Genomic DNA, 14,862 nt, shown 5'->3' with positions numbered 1-14,862 from the left:
AGGCGCGGTTCTCCCGTGCGGCCATGTCGTTGTGGAAGGTCGTTGCGGGCGACTCGGCGACTCGGCGACTCGGCGACCGGTGGCGGGTGGCGGCGGGGCCGGGCGGGGGCGAGGGTGAGGGGGATGGTGAGGAGTGTCGCGAGGAGGCGTCGATGGGCGGCAGCACCGTCAAGGGCCCCGAGGCACACCGGCGGCCCCGGTGGGCGCGTGCCGCCCACGCGGTGTGGGCCTACGTCCGGCGCGCGCCGGGGACCTACATCTGGCTGGCGATCCTGCTCGTCACCACGCAGGTGATCCGGCACGTCGATCCGGCGACCGCCGACCGCATCCTGGAGCGGCGTTCGACCAACCTCCACCACCTCCAGGTCTCGCCGGTCCGCGTCCTGGTGACCAGTGCCCTGTGGATCGCGGGCGGCGGCTGGCTGTCCTACTTCCTGCTGTACAACCTCTTCCACGTGCCCGCCGAACGATGGCTCGGCACGCTGCGCTGGATCTCGGTGGCGGCGCTCGCGCACGTCGGCGCCACGTACCTCAGCGAGGGCGTGCTCGGCTGGGCGATCCACCGCGGGCTGGCCTCGCCGAGCGCCGTCTACACCCTGGACTACGGCGTCAGCTATGCACTGGCCGGAGTGGTCGCGGTCCTCACCTATCTGATCGTCCGGCCCTGGCGGTACCTGTACGCGGCCGGGGTGTTGGTGGTCTACGGACTGGGCGTGCTGCAGAGCCGGGACTACACCAGCATCGGCCACTTCAGCGCGGCCCTGATCGGCTTCGCCTGCTACCCGCTGACCCGCGACCGCCCGGGTTCCTTCGACCCGGTCGCCTCGGCCCGCACGGTCCGGCGGCGGGCGCGCCGACGGTGACCGACGGCCGCCGATGGGACGGGTCGGCGGGCGGGTTTGCGGGGCCGCCCGCCGACCGGGCGGGTGGCGGGACGACTACCGGCCGAATCGCTGGGACACGCAGAGGATGTTGCCTTCGCTGTCCTTGAACCAGGCCGCGCGCATGCCCTCGCCCTCGGCGACGCCGTTGACGGTCTTCAGACCGGGGAAGTCGTACTCCTCGAAGGTGATACCGCGGTCGCGGAGGCCGGCCATCTCGGTGTCGAGGTCGGCGACCTTGAAGCTGGCCAGGGTGTGGGCGGCCTGACCGCCGCTGGGGGTGTGGTAGACGGTGACCTGGGTGCCGCCGGTGTCGCAGACGAACTCCTCCTCACTCTCCTCGGCGAGCTTGAGACCGAGGGTGTCGGTGTAGAAGGCCTTGGCGCGGGTGAGATCGGCGGCGGGGATGACTGCTTGCAGCGGAGCGTCTCCAAGCATGGTGTTTCGCCTCCTCCCTGTCACCAGGCTAGGGATGTGCGGGCCGTACCGCCCGGTGGGCACGGAACGGCTTCGGACCGTGCGCGGGAGGTTGCCGGACGTCATGCGGGGCCGGCCTCCGGAGCGAGGTGACCCCGGCGGCGCGGGCGAAGCGAGGCCTTCACCCCGGGTGGCCGGCCGGCCGCGGAGGTGTCACCGGCCCCGTGGCCAGCCGTGCGGCACGCGTTCCAGCACTCCCGCACCGAACAGCTCGTACAGCGGCAGGGTCTCCAGGTGGACGTAGCCGATGTGACAGTCGCAGACCGGCAACGGACAGGCCCGCGCCCGCAGTCGGGCACGGTAGCTGCCGTCGTACAGGTTGCCGAGGACGTCCCGGACGAAGTGGCAGCGGCGCACCGTGCCGTCGCCGTCCACCGACAGCACGGACTCGCCGGTGCGGCACGGCAGCCCGGCGCTGGGATGGGCGTGCCGGCTGTAGCCGAAGTGCGGGTCGAGAGCGGCCCATCGGGCGGCCTCGGCGTCGGTGTAGTCGAGGCCCTCGGCGGCGTTGACCCACAGGTAGACGTCCTCGGAGAGCTCGCCGCGCAGCCGGCCGGCCTCGTCGAGGTGCTCGGGCTGGCCGACGACACCGACGCTGTACCGCACACCGAGTGCGTCCAGCTCGCGGCACTTGGCGAGGAAGCGGTCACGGGTGACCTGGCCGGGATGGAAGGTGACCCAGAGGGCGAGTGCGTCGAGGTCGGCCTCGGCGAGCCAGCCCGTGCGGCAGCTGAGGTTGGTCTGGATCGCGACGCGGCGGACGTGCGGCAGGCGGCTCAGCTCGACCAGCGCGCGGCGGTACCAGGACCGCACCAGCCCCTCGCCCCAGGGCGTGAACAGCAGCGACAGGGTGTCGCCGGTTCCCGCGCGCCCGGCGGCCCAGCCGGTGAAGCGCTCCAACGCGGCCCGGTCGGCCCGCAGTTGTCCGGGGCTGTCGCGCCGCTTGGCGAACGGACAGTACGGGCAGTCGTAGTCGCAGGAGGAGAGCGGACCGCGGTAGAGCAGGGTGAGGTCCCGCGCGCCGTCCTCCTCCGGCGGCGAGGCGGAGGGCATGCCGAGGAAGGTCATTTCGCCTCGTACGCCGCCATCAGGGCCCGGACCCCGGGCGAGAACAGCATCGGCCCGACGGCGTCCGAGTGCGCCAGGCCCTCCGGGCTGAGCCGCAGGAACGCCGGGTCGCCGTCGGCGAGCCAGCCGCGCTCGGCGAACCGGGACAGCTCCGCCGGGAAGTCCTCGGCCGGGGACCCGCCGAACCGGGCACGGTAGTCCGCCAGCGGCATGCCCTCGGCCTGGAGCAGCGACTGCACCAGGTGCCGCCGGCGAGGCTCCGCACCGCCCATCCAGTGACCCACCTCGGCACGGTGGAAGTCCTCGGTGGCGACGTAGTCGTCGATGATGCCGCGCACCTCGGTGGCGTTCACCGCGTAGTCGAAGGAGTAGTGCAGCCGCGAGGTGTAGGAGCGGGCGCCGCAGCCCAGGCCGACCATGCCGTCGGTCTGGCAGGCGTACTCGCCCGCCCCGGCCTGCGGGGAGGCGGCCCGGCGGAACATCCGCATCGACACCTGCTGGTAGCCGTGGGCGAGCAGGTGGTCGCGGCCGGCCCGGTAGAGCGCGAGCCGCCGGGTGTCCCAGGCGGACCGGCTCTCCTGCTCCCCGCGCCGGGCCAGGCCGGTCAGCGGGCGGACGTACAGGGGGTAGAGGTACAGCTCCTCGGGCCGCCAGGCGAGCGCGGTGTCCAGCGAGCGGAGCCAGCTCGCCTCGGTCTGGCCGTCGATGCCGTAGATGAGGTCGATGTTGAGCACCGGGAACCCGGCCGCGCGGATCCGGCCGAGGGCGGCCTCCACCTCGGCCCGCTTCTGCGGGCGGACGGCGGAGCGCGCCTCGGCGTCGTCGAAGGACTGCACGCCCAGGCTCAGCCGGGTGGTGCCCCGGGCGGCCAGCACCTCCAGCCGGTCGGCGGTCGCGGTGGCGGGCGAGGCCTCCACCGAGAGCGGCACCGCCCGCAGGTCGGCGCCCATCCGCTGCTCCGCGATGTCGCACAGCCGTTCCAGCTCGCCGGCCGTCAGATAGGTGGGAGTGCCGCCGCCGAACGCGGCCAGCGCGAACCGGGCCCCGTCGTCCAGCGCGGCGCGCACCGCCGCGGCCTGGCGCTCCAAGGCGTCCAGGTAGGCCGTGGTCAGGCCCTCCGGGCTGCCGATCCGGGTGAACAGGTTGCAGAAGCCGCAGCGGACCTCGCAGAACGGGATGTGCAGGTAGAGCGAGAGCGCGTGCTGCGGCTCGCCGGCCCACAGCTCGCGCAGCGGCGGACGTCCGGGCAGCGGGCGGTAGGCCGTCTTGTGCGGGTACGCGTAGACGTACGACTGGTACGGCGAGTCCGGGCGCGGGGGCGCGGTGGTCATGCGGGCTCCTCGGAGGTCGCGGCGGCGCCCGCCGGTCGGGCGGGGAGGGTGAAGTGCGCGTACGGGACCGTCCAGACCACCTCGTGGCCGATCCGGTGCCCGGTGTAGCCGTCCTCGCCGTAGGCGGTGCCGTGGTCGGAGCAGATGATCGCGAAGCAGGGGCGGCGGGCGCTCATCGCGGCGAACAGCCGGCCGATGTGCGCGTCCACGTACTCCAGGGCGGCGGCGTGGCTGGCCCGCGAGTCCCCGTGCTCGCGGGTGGCGCCGGGCAGGTGGAACCAGTTCGGCTGGTGCAGCGCCGAGACGTTCAGGAAGAGGAACAGCGGCTGGTCGGCGGGCTGTTCGGCGGCGACCCGCTCGGCCCGGGCGACCTGCACCTCGAAGGACGTCGGCGAGGCCACGCCGGACTCGGGTGCCCAGTGGCTCTCCTGGAAGAGGCCCGGGAGCACCGAGCCCAGGGGGCCCTGCTTGTTGAAGAACCCCACGCCGCCGATGCACACCGTGCGGTACCCCGCCGCGGCCAGGGCCGTCGGCAGGTCGGGGGCGTCGAAGACCCAGGTGCGCGGGGCGGTGCTCTCGGATCCGGCGAAGCGGGCCGCGAACAGGCGCGGGTGCGGTCCGTCCGGGGAGGCCGGGGTCGGCAGGAAGCCGGCCAGGATCGCCTGGTGGGAGGCGTAGGTGAAGCTGCCGGGCGCGTGCCGGCGCTCCCAGCGGCCGCCGGGGAGGACGGCGGCGAGGTGCGGGATGCGGCCGGCGGCGGCCAGTTCCTCGGCGACGTCGAAGCGGAGCGTGTCGAGGGTGACGAGCAGCAGGTCGTGGCTGCCGACGACGGCGTTCATGTCGGGGGTGGGAGCGGGAGCCGGGGCGTGGTCCGGGGTGTGGTCCGGAGCCGGGGCGTGGGCCGGGGCCGGGGCGTGCGCCGGGATGTGGGCCGGGGTCGGGGCGTGGTCCGGGGTGGTGGTCAGGTGGTTCATCGAGCGGGTTCCGTGATCTGGTGGTCCGTCGTCGCGGGCGACGACGGGGAGGGGGCGGTGAGGGCGGCCAGCTGGGCGCCGTAGGTGTCCAGGCCCTCGGCAGGGCCGCCGGGCAGGCCGGTGAGGCGGGGGAGCAGGTCGCCGAAGGCGTTCACCTCGCCGACCAGGGCGCGCCGCCAGCCGGCCGTGGGCAGCACGTCGACGCCGACCATCGGCGAGCCGGGGAAGCAGGCCGCCGCGCGCTCGGCCGTCTCCAGCAGGGCCGGCCAGGCTGGCCCCGCGGCCTCCCGGACCTGGTCGATGCTGCCCCGGGCGCCGCCGAGGTGCAGGTTGGTCATCGGCTGGGTGCTGGTGCGCACCACGGCGTGGGTGGCCCGGCCGGCGACCACCACGACCCGCAGGTCCGCCGAGCGCCCCGACTGCGAGGCCTTCGGGATCCACTGCTCGACGTGCAGGCCGTCCGGTGCCAGGCCGTCGACGATCGCGGCGACCTCCCGCTCGCCGCGGTAGCGGCGCACCCGCAGCGAGTTGTGCAGGCCGCCGTCGGTGAGCTCCACCGAGGTGGTGGCCTGCACTTGCCCGCGCGGCCCGAACTCCAGGGCCATCACCCCGGAGGCGGAGGAGCCGTGCGCCGGCTTGACGAAGACCCGGTGCAGGCCGGCCGCGGCGAGGCGCTCGCGCAGGTGCTCCCAGCCGGTGACCTCGCCGCCGAGCGCCCTGGGCACCGGCACCCCGGCCGCGGTGAGCAGCGCGTGCGCCCGGCGCTTGTCGAACATCACGGCGATCTCCTCCGGATCGCCGAGCAGCCGTACGCCGGGCAGCCGTACGCCGGGCCGGGCGGCCAGCCCGCGCAGCGCGGCCATGACCCCCGCGTACCAGACGGCCGTGCCCTCGACCCTGGTCGGCGCGTAGCCGGGGCCGAGCGCCGGGCCGCGCAGCAGCCGGTCGACCTCGGGCTCCTCGCCGGGCGACTCGATGCGCAGCAGGCCGTCCTCGGGCAGCCGGTACCGGCCGCGCAGCACGTCCAGCCAGGGCAGGACGGCGGGCTCGGGCAGTCCGGCGGCCCGGGCGGCGGCCGCGAACAGCGTCACCCGTCGGTGCCCCGGGTTGCCGAGGACGGTCAGTCGCACGGTCATCGCCTCCGTGTCCGGCTACTCGGAGACCGAGACGTAGCGGTCGTCCTCGTCGTCCATCTCGTCCGCCTCGGCGTCGCTGAGGTCGAGCTCGACCCCGGGCAGGGCCTCGTGCAGACGTTCCTGCATCGCGTCGCTCAGGTAGTGGTGGTGCAGGTCGAGGGAGCGCAGGTGGGTGAGCGGCTGGCCCTCCAGCAGGGTGGTGGCGCCCTCGTCGGAGAGCACGCCCATGGAGATGTCGAGCGACTCCAGCCGGGCCACCACGGGGGCGTGGGCAAGGGCGGCGGCGATCTCGTCCTGGAGTTCGCTGTTGGCCAGCCCGAGGTGGCGCAGCTTCGGCAGCCGGGAACCGTCCAGGAACGGTGCCAGGTCGTCCATCGTCGCGTCACCGCCGTACTCGTCCACGCCGAGCCAGAGGGTCAGGCGCTCCAGCGCGGGCAGTTCGGAGCCGGCCACCGCGCGCACCACGGTGGCCGGAAGGCCGCCGGACTCGAAGCGCAGGCTGGTCAGCCGGTCGTGCCGCACCGGCTCCAGGGCGAGGTCCGTGCCGCCGCGCACGGCCAGCGACCGCAGCCCGGGGAAGGCGTTCAGCAAGGGGGTGACGTCGTCCATCTCCAGCCAGGAGATCTCGCACTCGTCGAAGGTCACCTCGCCGAGGAACAGCGCCTCCAGGGCGGGCAGGCGCCGCGCCTCGGCCGTGACGGCCTCGACGGCGGAGCGTACGGACGTGTAGCCGTCCTGCCACCAGGCGCCGATCACCACGGCGCGGACGCCGGCCGGGTCGACCTCCTCCAGGAAGGACTGCCAGAGCTGGACGAAGTCCTGCTTGGAGCCGTACTCGAGGGACAGCCGCCAGGCGACGGCGCCCGCGGCGGGCCGCGGCCGGGCGTCGTCGGGCGTGAACTCGTGGACCGGCAACTCGTGGAAGCGTTCGATGTGGCGGGAGACGGTCATGGAGGATCCTGGTGGGTCGAGTGGTCGAGTGGTCGAGTGGTCGAGTGGTCGAGTGATCGGACGGACGGACGGACGGACCGGCGGGCGGTCGGTCGGGTGCGTGCGTGCGGGAGGTGACGGTTACTCGGCCACGGCCACGTAGCGCCACCGGTCGTCGGGCTTGCCGGGCTCGGAGAGGTCGACCTCGACCCCGGTGAGGGCCTGGCGCAGGCGCTGCTGCATCTCCTCGGTCAGGTAGTGGTGGTGCAGGTCGAGGGAGCGCAGGTGGGTGAGGGGCTGGCCCTCCAGCAGGGCGGTGGCGCCCTGATCGGTCAGCACGCCCATGGAGAGGTTGAGCGACTCCAGCCCGGCGACGACGGGCGCGTGCGCCACTGCGGCCGCGATGTCGTCCTGGAACTCGCTGTTCTGGAGGCCGAGGTGGCGCAGCGAGGGGAAGCGGGTGCCGTCCAGGAACAGCGCGACGTCGGCCATCGTCGCGTCGCCGCCGTAGTTTTCCACGCCCAGCCAGAGCTCCAGCCGCTCCAGGGCCGGGAAGTCGCAGCCGGCCACCGAGCGCACGACCGAGCCCGGCAGGCCGCCGGCCTCGAAGCGCAGCGCCTTGAGCGCCTCGTGCCGCAGCGGCCGCAGGGCCAGACCGCCCTTGCCGTCCCAGTCCTGCGAGGCGCCGCGCACCACCAGCTCGGCCAGCCGCGGGAAGGCCGTCAGCAGCGGCGTGATGTCGCACTGCTGGATCCAGGAGATCTCGCACTCCTCGTAGGTGATGTCGCCGACGAACAGCGCGCGCAGGGCGGGCAGCCGGCCGGCGGCGGCGACGATCGCCTCCATCGGCTCCTGGAAGCCGTCCGGCTCGTCCGGGGCCCACTGGCCGATCACCAGGGCGGTGACCCGCTCGGTGTCGACGGCGCCGAGGAACTGCTCCCAGCGCTCGGCGAACGTCGCCTCGGACTCGTAGTCGAGCTTGACCCTCCAGGCGGCCGAGGCCGCGTCCGGCAGCTCGACGGCGCCGGATCCGCCCTTCTCCTCGGCCTCCTCCAAGGCCTCCACGAAGTCGAAGACGGGGAGACCGTGGAACCGCTCGATGTGGTCGTTGACAGTCATGCGCTGCTCCTCCGGGATCTGGGCCGAACAACTGTCTACCAGTCGGGACTGACAATCCGGCGGCCGGGTCGCCGCCCGGGCGGGTTGTCAGACCCTTGCTCTATGTTCGGGTCCTGGCTCCGGAGAGTGACCGCGGCAGACGCGGCGGAGCCGTGGGTTCCGGCGTCCGCCGGGATCCGGCCGTACGGCGAGGGAGGACTGATGTACCGCCAGGGCGATGTGCTGATCGTGCCGGTCGAGGAGAGCGCGGTGCCGCCGCGGGTGGCGGGGCTGGCCGTGCAGCCCCGGGACGCGCGGGGCCGGATGGTGCTGGCGCTCGGCGAGGTCACCGGGCACGCCCACGCCGTGGTCGGCCCCGGCGAGCTGCGCCGCGAGACCGGGCCGTTCGGCGCGGGTTGGCTGCACCTGCCCGAGGGCGGCCGGGTGGTGCACGAGGAGCACGCGGCGATACCGCTGCCCAAGAGCTGGTACCGGGTGGTCCGCCAACGCGAGTACGCGCCCGGCGCGGTGCGGGTGGTCGCGGACTGACGACCGCTCCGCCCGCCGTACGGGGGCGGCACGCGGGCAGGGCACGAGGGCAGGGCGCGGCCGGGGCCGCGGCACGGGAACGGGAACGGGAACGGACGGCCGGGCGGGGAGCCCGGCCGGGAACGGAGCAGGGATGGAAACGGTGATCCACGACGAGGCCCACGGCGACCGGGCGCAGGCGCGGGAGCTGCCCGGGCCGGCCGAGGCGACGGCCCGTTGGCGGGCGGCCGGGGCGGCCACCGGGCCGGGGGACAGGGCGGCGGCCGAGCGTGCCGTCCGGGCCGCCTACCGGGCGGCCGGACTGCCCGAGCCCGCGGCCGTCCGCTGGTTCGGCTCGCCGCTCGCCGCGACCGAGGCGGCCCTGGAGCTGCGGGCCGCCGGCGCGCAGAGCGTGCGCGAGGCCGTGCGCACCCGGCCCTGGGAGGAGGCCCGTCGACGGGCCGTCGAGCAGGTCGGCACCAGCGGGTGGGCGGGCCACTGGGCGCTCACCGGTGGCGAGCTCGGACCGGTCACCACCCCGCTCGCCGACCGACTGCGCAACGCCGTGCTCGACCGGCTCGCCCCCGAGGCCGACCGGGAGGCCGACGCCGCCGTGGCCGAGGAGGCACGGGACCGCCGCACCACCGTCCGGCTCGCCCTGCTGGACGCCGTGCGCGGTCAGCACGACGCGCCGTGGTTCGCCGCCTTCGAGGCCGCCGGGGCGAGCGCCGACGCCGTCGCACCGCTCGCCGAACTGGCCCGGGAGGCCGGCTGGTGGTGGCCGTACCGGGAGGTGGCCCTGCTCAGCGAGCGGCCGGCCGTCCTGCACCGCGACGAGGCCGGACGGCTCGACCGGGCGGACGGGCCCGCCCTGGAGTACGCCGACGGCTTCGCCCTGCACGCCTGGCGCGGCATGCCCGTCCCGCCGGAGTTCCTGGCCGGCCTGGCCGAGGTGACCGTCGAGCGGATCCGCACCGAGGAGAACGCCGAGCTGCGCCGGGTCCTGCTGGAGCACTACGGCTACGAGCGCTACCTGGCCGACTCCGGCGCCGAGCCCGTCCACCGGGACGAGACCGGGGTGCTCTGGCGGATCGTCCTGCCCGACGACGAGCCGGTGGTGATGGTCGAGGTGGTCAACTCCACCCCCGAACCGGACGGCACCCACCGCACCTACTGGCTGCGCGTCCCCCCGAGCACCCGCACCGCGCGAGCCGGGGTCGCCTGGACCTTCGGCATACCCGAGAGCGCCTACCACCCGCAGCGCGAGACCTGATCCAGGATGCCTCCAGCCATCCGGAGCGGGCCCCTGAGCTGCGCGTGTTGACCCTCACCCCACGTCAGGCCGCACGGTGGGGCGCAGCGAACGAACGGATGATCGGAGGGACGCATGAGCTGGTCGGTGGGCCAGGTCTCCGGCTTCGCCGGGGTCACGATCCGGACCTTGCACTACTACGACCGGTCCGGGCTGCTCGCGCCCAGTGAGCGCAGCCCGGCCGGCTACCGGCTCTACAGCGGCGCGGACCTCGCCAGGCTCCAGCAGATCCTCTTCTACCGGGAGCTCGGCTTCCCGCTCGACGAGATCGCCGACATCCTGGCGGACCCGCAGGCCAACGCGCTCGACCACCTGCTGGCGAGGCGGCAGGCCCTCACCGAGCAGATCGGCCGCCTGCAGAAGCTGGTCGACGTCGCCGAGCGGGCCATCGAGGTCCAGCGCACCGGGGTCGAGCTGACGCCGCAGGAGCGCTTCGAGGTCTTCGGGGACGTGGTCTTCGACCTCAGCTACGCGGCCGACGCCCACCTCAAGTGGGGCGAGCGGGACAGCCACCAGGAGGCCCTGGCCCGCGCCGCCACCCATTCCAAGGAGGACTGGCAGCAGCTGATGGCGGAGGCCGCCGAGTGGCGCGGCCGGCTGCTGGAGGCCTTCGACGCGGGGCTGCCGGTCGACCACCGGACGGTGCTGGACCTCGCGGAGCGGCACCGGCAGCACATCACCCGGTGGTTCACACCCTGCCCGCCGGAGATGCACTGCCGGATCGCCGACGACTACGAGGCGGACGCCCGGGCCTTCGCCCTGGTCGTCCCGCCGGCCGAGCAGCGCCCGGGCCTGGCCGGCTACCTCCGTGCGGCCATCGGTGCCAACGCCGAGCGGCGCGACGCGAACGACCTCGACGGCAACGACGTCGACGACGTCGACGGGGCGGTCCGATGAGGATCCTCGTCATGGCCGCCGGATCGTACGGCGACGTCGCCCCCTACACGGGGCTCGGGGCGTACCTGCGCGGTGCGGGGCACGAGGTCGCGCTCGCGGCGCCCGAGGCCTTCCGCGAGCTGGTGGCCGGCAGCGGCCTCGACTTCCGGCCGCTCCCGGTCGATCCACGCGGCGCGGGTGCCGGGCCCGCGCGCGGGCGCTCCGAACTGCTCGCGCGGGCCGCGGCGTTCATCGGGCAGCTGGGCGACGTCCTCGCGGACGCCACCGCACCCGGCGCCGATCTGCTCCTGCTGAGCACCACCACCGCGCCGCTGGGCTGGCACCTCGCGGAGGCGATGGACGTTCCCAGCCTGGGGGTCTACCTGCAACCCACGCTGCCGACACGGGAGTTCCCTCCGGTCGTCGGGGGCGGCCGCTCGTTGGGGAGCTGGGGCAACCGGGCGGCGGGGGCGCTCGGCCAGCGGGTCGTCGATCGTCTGCACGCCGAGGCCGCCCGCCGGATGCGGTCGCGGCTCGGACTCCCGGCGCTCTCCCAGACCGCGCGCCGGCGGGCCGTGGAACGGGCGCGCTGGCCGGTGTTGCACGGCTTCAGCCCGACCGTCGTACCGCGCCCGGCCGACTGGCGGGAGGGACTGCGGGTGGTCGGCAACTGGTGGCCGTACGTACCGGACGACCACCGCCTCCCGGCCGAGGTCGAGGACTTCCTGCGGGAGGGACCGCCACCGGTGTTCATCGGCTTCGGCAGCATGGCGGCCGGGCAGGGCGAGCGGCTGAGCACCCTCGCGGTGGAGGCCCTGCGGCGGGCGGGCGTCCGGGGCGTGGTGCAGGCCGGCTGGGCCGGGATCGCCGGGGAGGGCGACGGCGTGCTGACCGTCGGCGAGCTCCCGCACGCCCGGCTGTTCCCGCACATGGCGGCGGTCGTGCACCATGCGGGCGCGGGCACGGCGGCCGCGGCCCTGCGTGCGGGCGTGCCGAGCGTCCCCGTCCCGGTGACGGCGGACCAACCGTTCTGGGCCGGTCGGCTCGCCCGGCTCGGTGCCGCCACCACGCCGGTGCGGTTCGCCGACCTGACCGCCGACCGGCTGGCGGAGGCCGTCCGGCAGGCCGTCGAGGAGCAGCGGCTGAGGGAAGGGGCGCAGGAGGTGGCCCGCGCGATGGCGGAGGAGGACGGCGCGGCCCGGGTCGCGGAGGCGGTGGCGGCATTGGGCCGGTAGGGGAGGAGCGGACGGGCCGTCGCGGGGGCTCGGGCCAGGGCCCGCTCCAGTCGGTCGAGCACCACGGCGGTGCGCAGTTGCGGCGCCACGGGAGCGCAGTGGTCCCCGGCGCCCCGGACCGGCGCTCGGACCCGCGGCCACTGCGGTGAGCGGATGGTCGGGATGCCGTTCGTGCTGCGGCCGCGGGGTCCGTACCGGAGTCTTTCGGGAGGTCAGAGTGCCCGGGCGATCAGGACGGGCTGGAAGAAGCCGGTGTCGACGGGCTGCTCCCAGCGGATGCCGGACAGGCCAGCCTCGGCGGCGAAGGCGCTCAGCTGGTCCTGGGTGAGCGCCCAGTAGGTGGAGCGGCGAACCGCGACCTGCCACTCGCCGGCGTCGTCCGGAAGGAGACGGAAGAGCTCCAGGTCGTACCGCTCGCCGTCCTCGCGCCACTGCCAGAGCTGGAAGAGGACCGACCGTCGGCCCTCGTAGTCGGCGGTCTGCGGCGAGGTGGAGGCGGGCCGGGTGCGGCGCAGCTCGTCGTACGGGCGGGTGGTGACCAGCACCAGTCCGCCGGGACGCAGGACCCGTCGCATCTCACCGAGCGCGGCGCGGACGTCCTCGGCCGTGAGCAGGTGGGGCAGCGCGTTGTCGGCGCAGACGACGACGTCGAACCGCCTGTCCGGGAAGGGGAGTTCCCGCATGTCGGCGGCGGCGGTGGGAAGCCGGATACCGCGCTCGGCGGCCTCGGCGGTGGCGCGGGCGGCGGAGACCGGGCTGAGGTCACTGCCGGTGACGCGGTGGCCGAGCGCGGCCAGGCCGATCGCCTGGGTTCCGATGCCGCAGGCGCAGTCCAGCACCTCGGCCGGGCGGTCACCGAGGTGTCGGCGGATCAGGGCGTCCAGCGCGGCGCCCTGGCGGGCGACGGAGGCGTTCCAGTCGGCGTAGAGGAGGTGGTAGTCGTCGGCGAACGCGTCGTAGAAGCGGCCGAGGGCGGAGTCGGTCATGGCGTCAGGGTCTCCAAGGGAGGCGGGAGGCGGGAGGCGGGAGGCGGGAGGTGGGCGCGGCGCGGGCGCGGCGACCGGTACGTCCGCCACGGCGCTATCCTCGCCCGGGCACACTGGCACGGAGTACCGGTTTTCCGGGGCCACCGAGGGGCGGGCAGGTTACGGACACCGGACGGTGACGCCCGGTCGGACGGACCGCCGCCGGTTCCGCTGGTCCTGCCGGTTCTGCCGCTCCGCCGCGACGGCGGCGACCGGCCCGGCCCGGCCCGGCCAGCGCGAGCGCATCGCGACACCGGTGGCCTGGATGGTCTTGGCATTGGGGATCTGCTCGTCGGGCTTGCTCAGCCCCGCCACGCTCGGAGCGCTGAGCGGACTGGAGCCCTTCAGGATCGCCTCGACCTGCGCTGCGACGGCCGAGCTGTCCACACCCTGCGGACCGCCACCGGGCGGACACGAGGCGGACGTCGCCGAAGCGTTGCCCGCGCCGGCGATCACCACTGGCAGGGCCAGCGTCAGCGGCCCGCAGGCGACGAACCCGACGAGCACGCCGAACGCCTTCTTCACGACGCCCGCCAATCACCGAACCGGGACTGGGACGACGGCGGAGGCGGATGAGGGCACAGGTGTGCCAGGGCATGCTGCATCGCAGCGGCTCCTTGCGGGATTCGTAGGACAGCGCGGTGCCGGCCCCTCGTGCGAAGAAGTCGCCGGCACCGCGCCGGTGGTGAAACCGCCCTCGTTCAGGGCGGGCCCGGGTCAGGGGAGTTGGTAGCTCCCGGACGCCGGTCTCGGGTCACGCGCGGCAGCCGGCCGCGCTCGTGATCTCAGCTGGAACACGAGGCCCTCTTCGGGGTGTAGGGAAGGTTCGCGCACTCCGTCGCGCGGTCTCGCCTGGATGAGACAGCGCGGGCCAATGCGCCTCGGGCCGGGCCGACTTGGCCTGCTGCCCGGTTGGCATGGCGAGACAGTAGACGCGAACTCCGGCCGCACCAAACGAGCCCCGACAAGCCCCGATGTCCTTGCGCCAGCCGTTAGGCGCGGCCGCCGATCGCGACTACCGTCCCCTCCACCGGCACTCCCGGCGGCCGCCACGGTGTGCGCCCGGAGTCGGCTCACCCCTGCCCGAGGAAGGCCCCTGTGAACGACTTCACCCTCCACCGAGGCGACGCCCTCACCGTGCTGAAGACCCTCCCCGACGAATCCGTCAACGCGGTCATCACAGACCCGCCGTACAACAGCGGCGGCCGGACCAGCTCCGAGCGCACCAGCCGCGACGCCCGCGCCAAGTACGTCACCAGCGGTTCCGCCCACGATCTCAAGACCTTCCCCGGCGAGAACCGCGACCAGCGCTCCTACCGCTCCTGGCTCACCGAACTCCTCACCGAGGCCTACCGGGCCAGCGCCGAGCACGCGGTCGCCATGGTCTTCTCCGACTGGAGGCAGGAACCCACCACCAGCGACGCCCTCCAGATGGCCGGCTGGACCTGGCAGGGCACCATCCCGTGGATCAAGCCCGCCAGCCGGCCTCGCAAGGGCGGCTTCAAGCAGTCCGCCGAGTTCATCACCTGGGGCGTCAAGGGCACCCTCGACAACCGCCGCAACCTCTACCTGCCCGGCCACTTCATCGCCAGCCAGCCCCGCAAGGACCGCGTCCACATCACCCAGAAGCCGCTGGAGATCATGCAGCAGCTTGTCCAGATCTGCCCCGAAGGCGGCACCGTCCTCGACCCCTTCACCGGCAGCGGCTCCACCGGCGTCGCCGCCCTGCGCGAAGGCCGGCGCTTCGTCGGCGTCGAACTCTCCCCGCACTACGCCGAGATCGCCGAACAGCGCCTGCAAGCAGAGCTGACCCAGGACGACTTCGCCCTCGCCGGACCGGAGGCGTGACATGAGGCCGTCCCGGTCGACGGCCCGCAGACGCGAAAGGGCGGCTGGAGCACCAAACACCAGCCCCCCCTCAACCTCCGGCAGGACACCACCACCGCCCCCCCGATCAACCGCAACCCCGTATCCCCCTACGCCCACGAAGC

15 protein-coding genes are annotated in these 14,862 nt (G+C 74.4%); 6 read left to right on the top strand and 9 right to left on the bottom strand.

What is annotated here, in order from left to right; genetic code table 11:
- The first annotated feature begins 152 nt into the window (after nucleotides 1-152).
- The gene (locus ACFVHV_RS15645) at nucleotides 153-863 is read left to right on the top strand and encodes a rhomboid-like protein (protein ID WP_380351582.1); all 711 of its coding nucleotides are present in this window, start codon (nucleotides 153-155) and stop codon (nucleotides 861-863) included.
- Between the two features lie 75 nt (nucleotides 864-938).
- Here the strand turns inward: ACFVHV_RS15645 and ACFVHV_RS15640 are convergent, their stop codons facing one another.
- The 7 genes from ACFVHV_RS15640 to ACFVHV_RS15610 form a co-directional block, all read right to left on the bottom strand.
- The gene (locus ACFVHV_RS15640) at nucleotides 939-1,319 is read right to left on the bottom strand and encodes a VOC family protein (protein ID WP_359903984.1); all 381 of its coding nucleotides are present in this window, start codon (nucleotides 1,317-1,319) and stop codon (nucleotides 939-941) included.
- A 192-nt stretch (nucleotides 1,320-1,511) separates the two neighbouring features.
- Nucleotides 1,512-2,426 (bottom strand): STM4011 family radical SAM protein, encoded by a 915-nt coding sequence (locus ACFVHV_RS15635; RefSeq protein ID WP_380351580.1) that lies wholly within the window; start codon nucleotides 2,424-2,426, stop codon nucleotides 1,512-1,514.
- Nucleotides 2,423-3,757: an STM4012 family radical SAM protein gene (locus ACFVHV_RS15630; protein ID WP_380351579.1), complete on the bottom strand. Its 1,335-nt coding sequence runs from the start codon at nucleotides 3,755-3,757 to the stop codon at nucleotides 2,423-2,425. Before ACFVHV_RS15630 ends, ACFVHV_RS15635 begins: the two co-directional genes overlap by 4 nt.
- Nucleotides 3,754-4,596: an STM4013/SEN3800 family hydrolase gene (locus ACFVHV_RS15625; protein ID WP_380351606.1), complete on the bottom strand. Its 843-nt coding sequence runs from the start codon at nucleotides 4,594-4,596 to the stop codon at nucleotides 3,754-3,756. The genes ACFVHV_RS15630 and ACFVHV_RS15625 overlap by 4 nt, the downstream gene beginning before the upstream one ends.
- Nucleotides 4,597-4,727: 131 nt before the next feature.
- Nucleotides 4,728-5,867 (bottom strand): STM4014 family protein, encoded by a 1,140-nt coding sequence (locus ACFVHV_RS15620; RefSeq protein WP_380351577.1) that lies wholly within the window; start codon nucleotides 5,865-5,867, stop codon nucleotides 4,728-4,730.
- A 15-nt stretch (nucleotides 5,868-5,882) separates the two neighbouring features.
- Nucleotides 5,883-6,818: an STM4015 family protein gene (locus ACFVHV_RS15615; RefSeq protein ID WP_380351575.1), complete on the bottom strand. Its 936-nt coding sequence runs from the start codon at nucleotides 6,816-6,818 to the stop codon at nucleotides 5,883-5,885.
- Between the two features lie 120 nt (nucleotides 6,819-6,938).
- Nucleotides 6,939-7,916 carry an STM4015 family protein gene (locus ACFVHV_RS15610; protein WP_359903999.1) on the bottom strand — a complete coding sequence of 326 codons (978 nt, stop codon included), beginning with the start codon at nucleotides 7,914-7,916 and terminating at the stop codon, nucleotides 6,939-6,941.
- Between the two features lie 201 nt (nucleotides 7,917-8,117).
- Here ACFVHV_RS15610 and ACFVHV_RS15605 point away from each other — a divergent pair, with 201 nt between their 5' ends.
- The 4 genes from ACFVHV_RS15605 (at nucleotide 8,118) to ACFVHV_RS15590 (ending at nucleotide 11,846) form a co-directional block, all read left to right on the top strand.
- On the top strand, nucleotides 8,118-8,444 hold the full coding sequence (locus ACFVHV_RS15605) for a hypothetical protein (RefSeq protein WP_359904002.1): 327 nt from the start codon (nucleotides 8,118-8,120) through the stop codon (nucleotides 8,442-8,444).
- A 133-nt stretch (nucleotides 8,445-8,577) separates the two neighbouring features.
- Nucleotides 8,578-9,696 (top strand): DUF6745 domain-containing protein, encoded by a 1,119-nt coding sequence (locus ACFVHV_RS15600; protein ID WP_380351573.1) that lies wholly within the window; start codon nucleotides 8,578-8,580, stop codon nucleotides 9,694-9,696.
- Between the two features lie 114 nt (nucleotides 9,697-9,810).
- A complete protein-coding gene (locus ACFVHV_RS15595; RefSeq protein ID WP_380351572.1) occupies nucleotides 9,811-10,632 on the top strand; it encodes a MerR family transcriptional regulator in 822 nt (273 codons plus the stop codon).
- Nucleotides 10,629-11,846: a glycosyltransferase gene (locus ACFVHV_RS15590; protein WP_359904010.1), complete on the top strand. Its 1,218-nt coding sequence runs from the start codon at nucleotides 10,629-10,631 to the stop codon at nucleotides 11,844-11,846. The genes ACFVHV_RS15595 and ACFVHV_RS15590 overlap by 4 nt, the downstream gene beginning before the upstream one ends.
- A gap of 212 nt (nucleotides 11,847-12,058) precedes the next feature.
- Here the strand turns inward: ACFVHV_RS15590 and ACFVHV_RS15585 are convergent, their stop codons facing one another.
- Together ACFVHV_RS15585 and ACFVHV_RS15580 are read right to left on the bottom strand one after the other, a co-directional pair.
- The gene (locus ACFVHV_RS15585) at nucleotides 12,059-12,832 is read right to left on the bottom strand and encodes a methyltransferase domain-containing protein (RefSeq protein ID WP_380351570.1); all 774 of its coding nucleotides are present in this window, start codon (nucleotides 12,830-12,832) and stop codon (nucleotides 12,059-12,061) included.
- 159 nt (nucleotides 12,833-12,991) lie between these two features.
- Nucleotides 12,992-13,396 carry a hypothetical protein gene (locus ACFVHV_RS15580; protein WP_380351568.1) on the bottom strand — a complete coding sequence of 135 codons (405 nt, stop codon included), beginning with the start codon at nucleotides 13,394-13,396 and terminating at the stop codon, nucleotides 12,992-12,994.
- Between the two features lie 573 nt (nucleotides 13,397-13,969).
- Here ACFVHV_RS15580 and ACFVHV_RS15575 point away from each other — a divergent pair.
- Entirely contained in the window at nucleotides 13,970-14,719 is a 750-nt protein-coding gene (locus tag ACFVHV_RS15575) for a site-specific DNA-methyltransferase (RefSeq protein ID WP_359904015.1), read from the top strand.
- The last annotated feature ends 143 nt before the right edge of the window (nucleotides 14,720-14,862 follow it).

The sequence above is a fragment of the Kitasatospora sp. NPDC127116 genome (genome assembly GCF_042677365.1).
GTDB lineage: Bacteria > Actinomycetota > Actinomycetes > Streptomycetales > Streptomycetaceae > Kitasatospora > Kitasatospora lactacystinica.
This window is presented reverse-complemented; position numbering and strand designations above follow the sequence as displayed.

What these genes read in the sequence shown, in the direction of transcription:
- ACFVHV_RS15645 (WP_380351582.1), top strand. Translation starts at nt 153, where the DNA reads ATGGGCGGCAGCACCGTCAAGGGCCCCGAGGCACACCGGCGGCCCCGG.
- ACFVHV_RS15640 (WP_359903984.1), bottom strand. Translation starts at nt 1,319, where the DNA reads ATGCTTGGAGACGCTCCGCTGCAAGCAGTCATCCCCGCCGCCGATCTC.
- ACFVHV_RS15635 (WP_380351580.1), bottom strand. Translation starts at nt 2,426, where the DNA reads ATGACCTTCCTCGGCATGCCCTCCGCCTCGCCGCCGGAGGAGGACGGC.
- ACFVHV_RS15630 (WP_380351579.1), bottom strand. Translation starts at nt 3,757, where the DNA reads ATGACCACCGCGCCCCCGCGCCCGGACTCGCCGTACCAGTCGTACGTC.
- ACFVHV_RS15625 (WP_380351606.1), bottom strand. Translation starts at nt 4,596, where the DNA reads ATGAACGCCGTCGTCGGCAGCCACGACCTGCTGCTCGTCACCCTCGAC.
- ACFVHV_RS15620 (WP_380351577.1), bottom strand. Translation starts at nt 5,867, where the DNA reads ATGACCGTGCGACTGACCGTCCTCGGCAACCCGGGGCACCGACGGGTG.
- ACFVHV_RS15615 (WP_380351575.1), bottom strand. Translation starts at nt 6,818, where the DNA reads ATGACCGTCTCCCGCCACATCGAACGCTTCCACGAGTTGCCGGTCCAC.
- ACFVHV_RS15610 (WP_359903999.1), bottom strand. Translation starts at nt 7,916, where the DNA reads ATGACTGTCAACGACCACATCGAGCGGTTCCACGGTCTCCCCGTCTTC.
- ACFVHV_RS15605 (WP_359904002.1), top strand. Translation starts at nt 8,118, where the DNA reads ATGTACCGCCAGGGCGATGTGCTGATCGTGCCGGTCGAGGAGAGCGCG.
- ACFVHV_RS15600 (WP_380351573.1), top strand. Translation starts at nt 8,578, where the DNA reads ATGGAAACGGTGATCCACGACGAGGCCCACGGCGACCGGGCGCAGGCG.
- ACFVHV_RS15595 (WP_380351572.1), top strand. Translation starts at nt 9,811, where the DNA reads ATGAGCTGGTCGGTGGGCCAGGTCTCCGGCTTCGCCGGGGTCACGATC.
- ACFVHV_RS15590 (WP_359904010.1), top strand. Translation starts at nt 10,629, where the DNA reads ATGAGGATCCTCGTCATGGCCGCCGGATCGTACGGCGACGTCGCCCCC.
- ACFVHV_RS15585 (WP_380351570.1), bottom strand. Translation starts at nt 12,832, where the DNA reads ATGACCGACTCCGCCCTCGGCCGCTTCTACGACGCGTTCGCCGACGAC.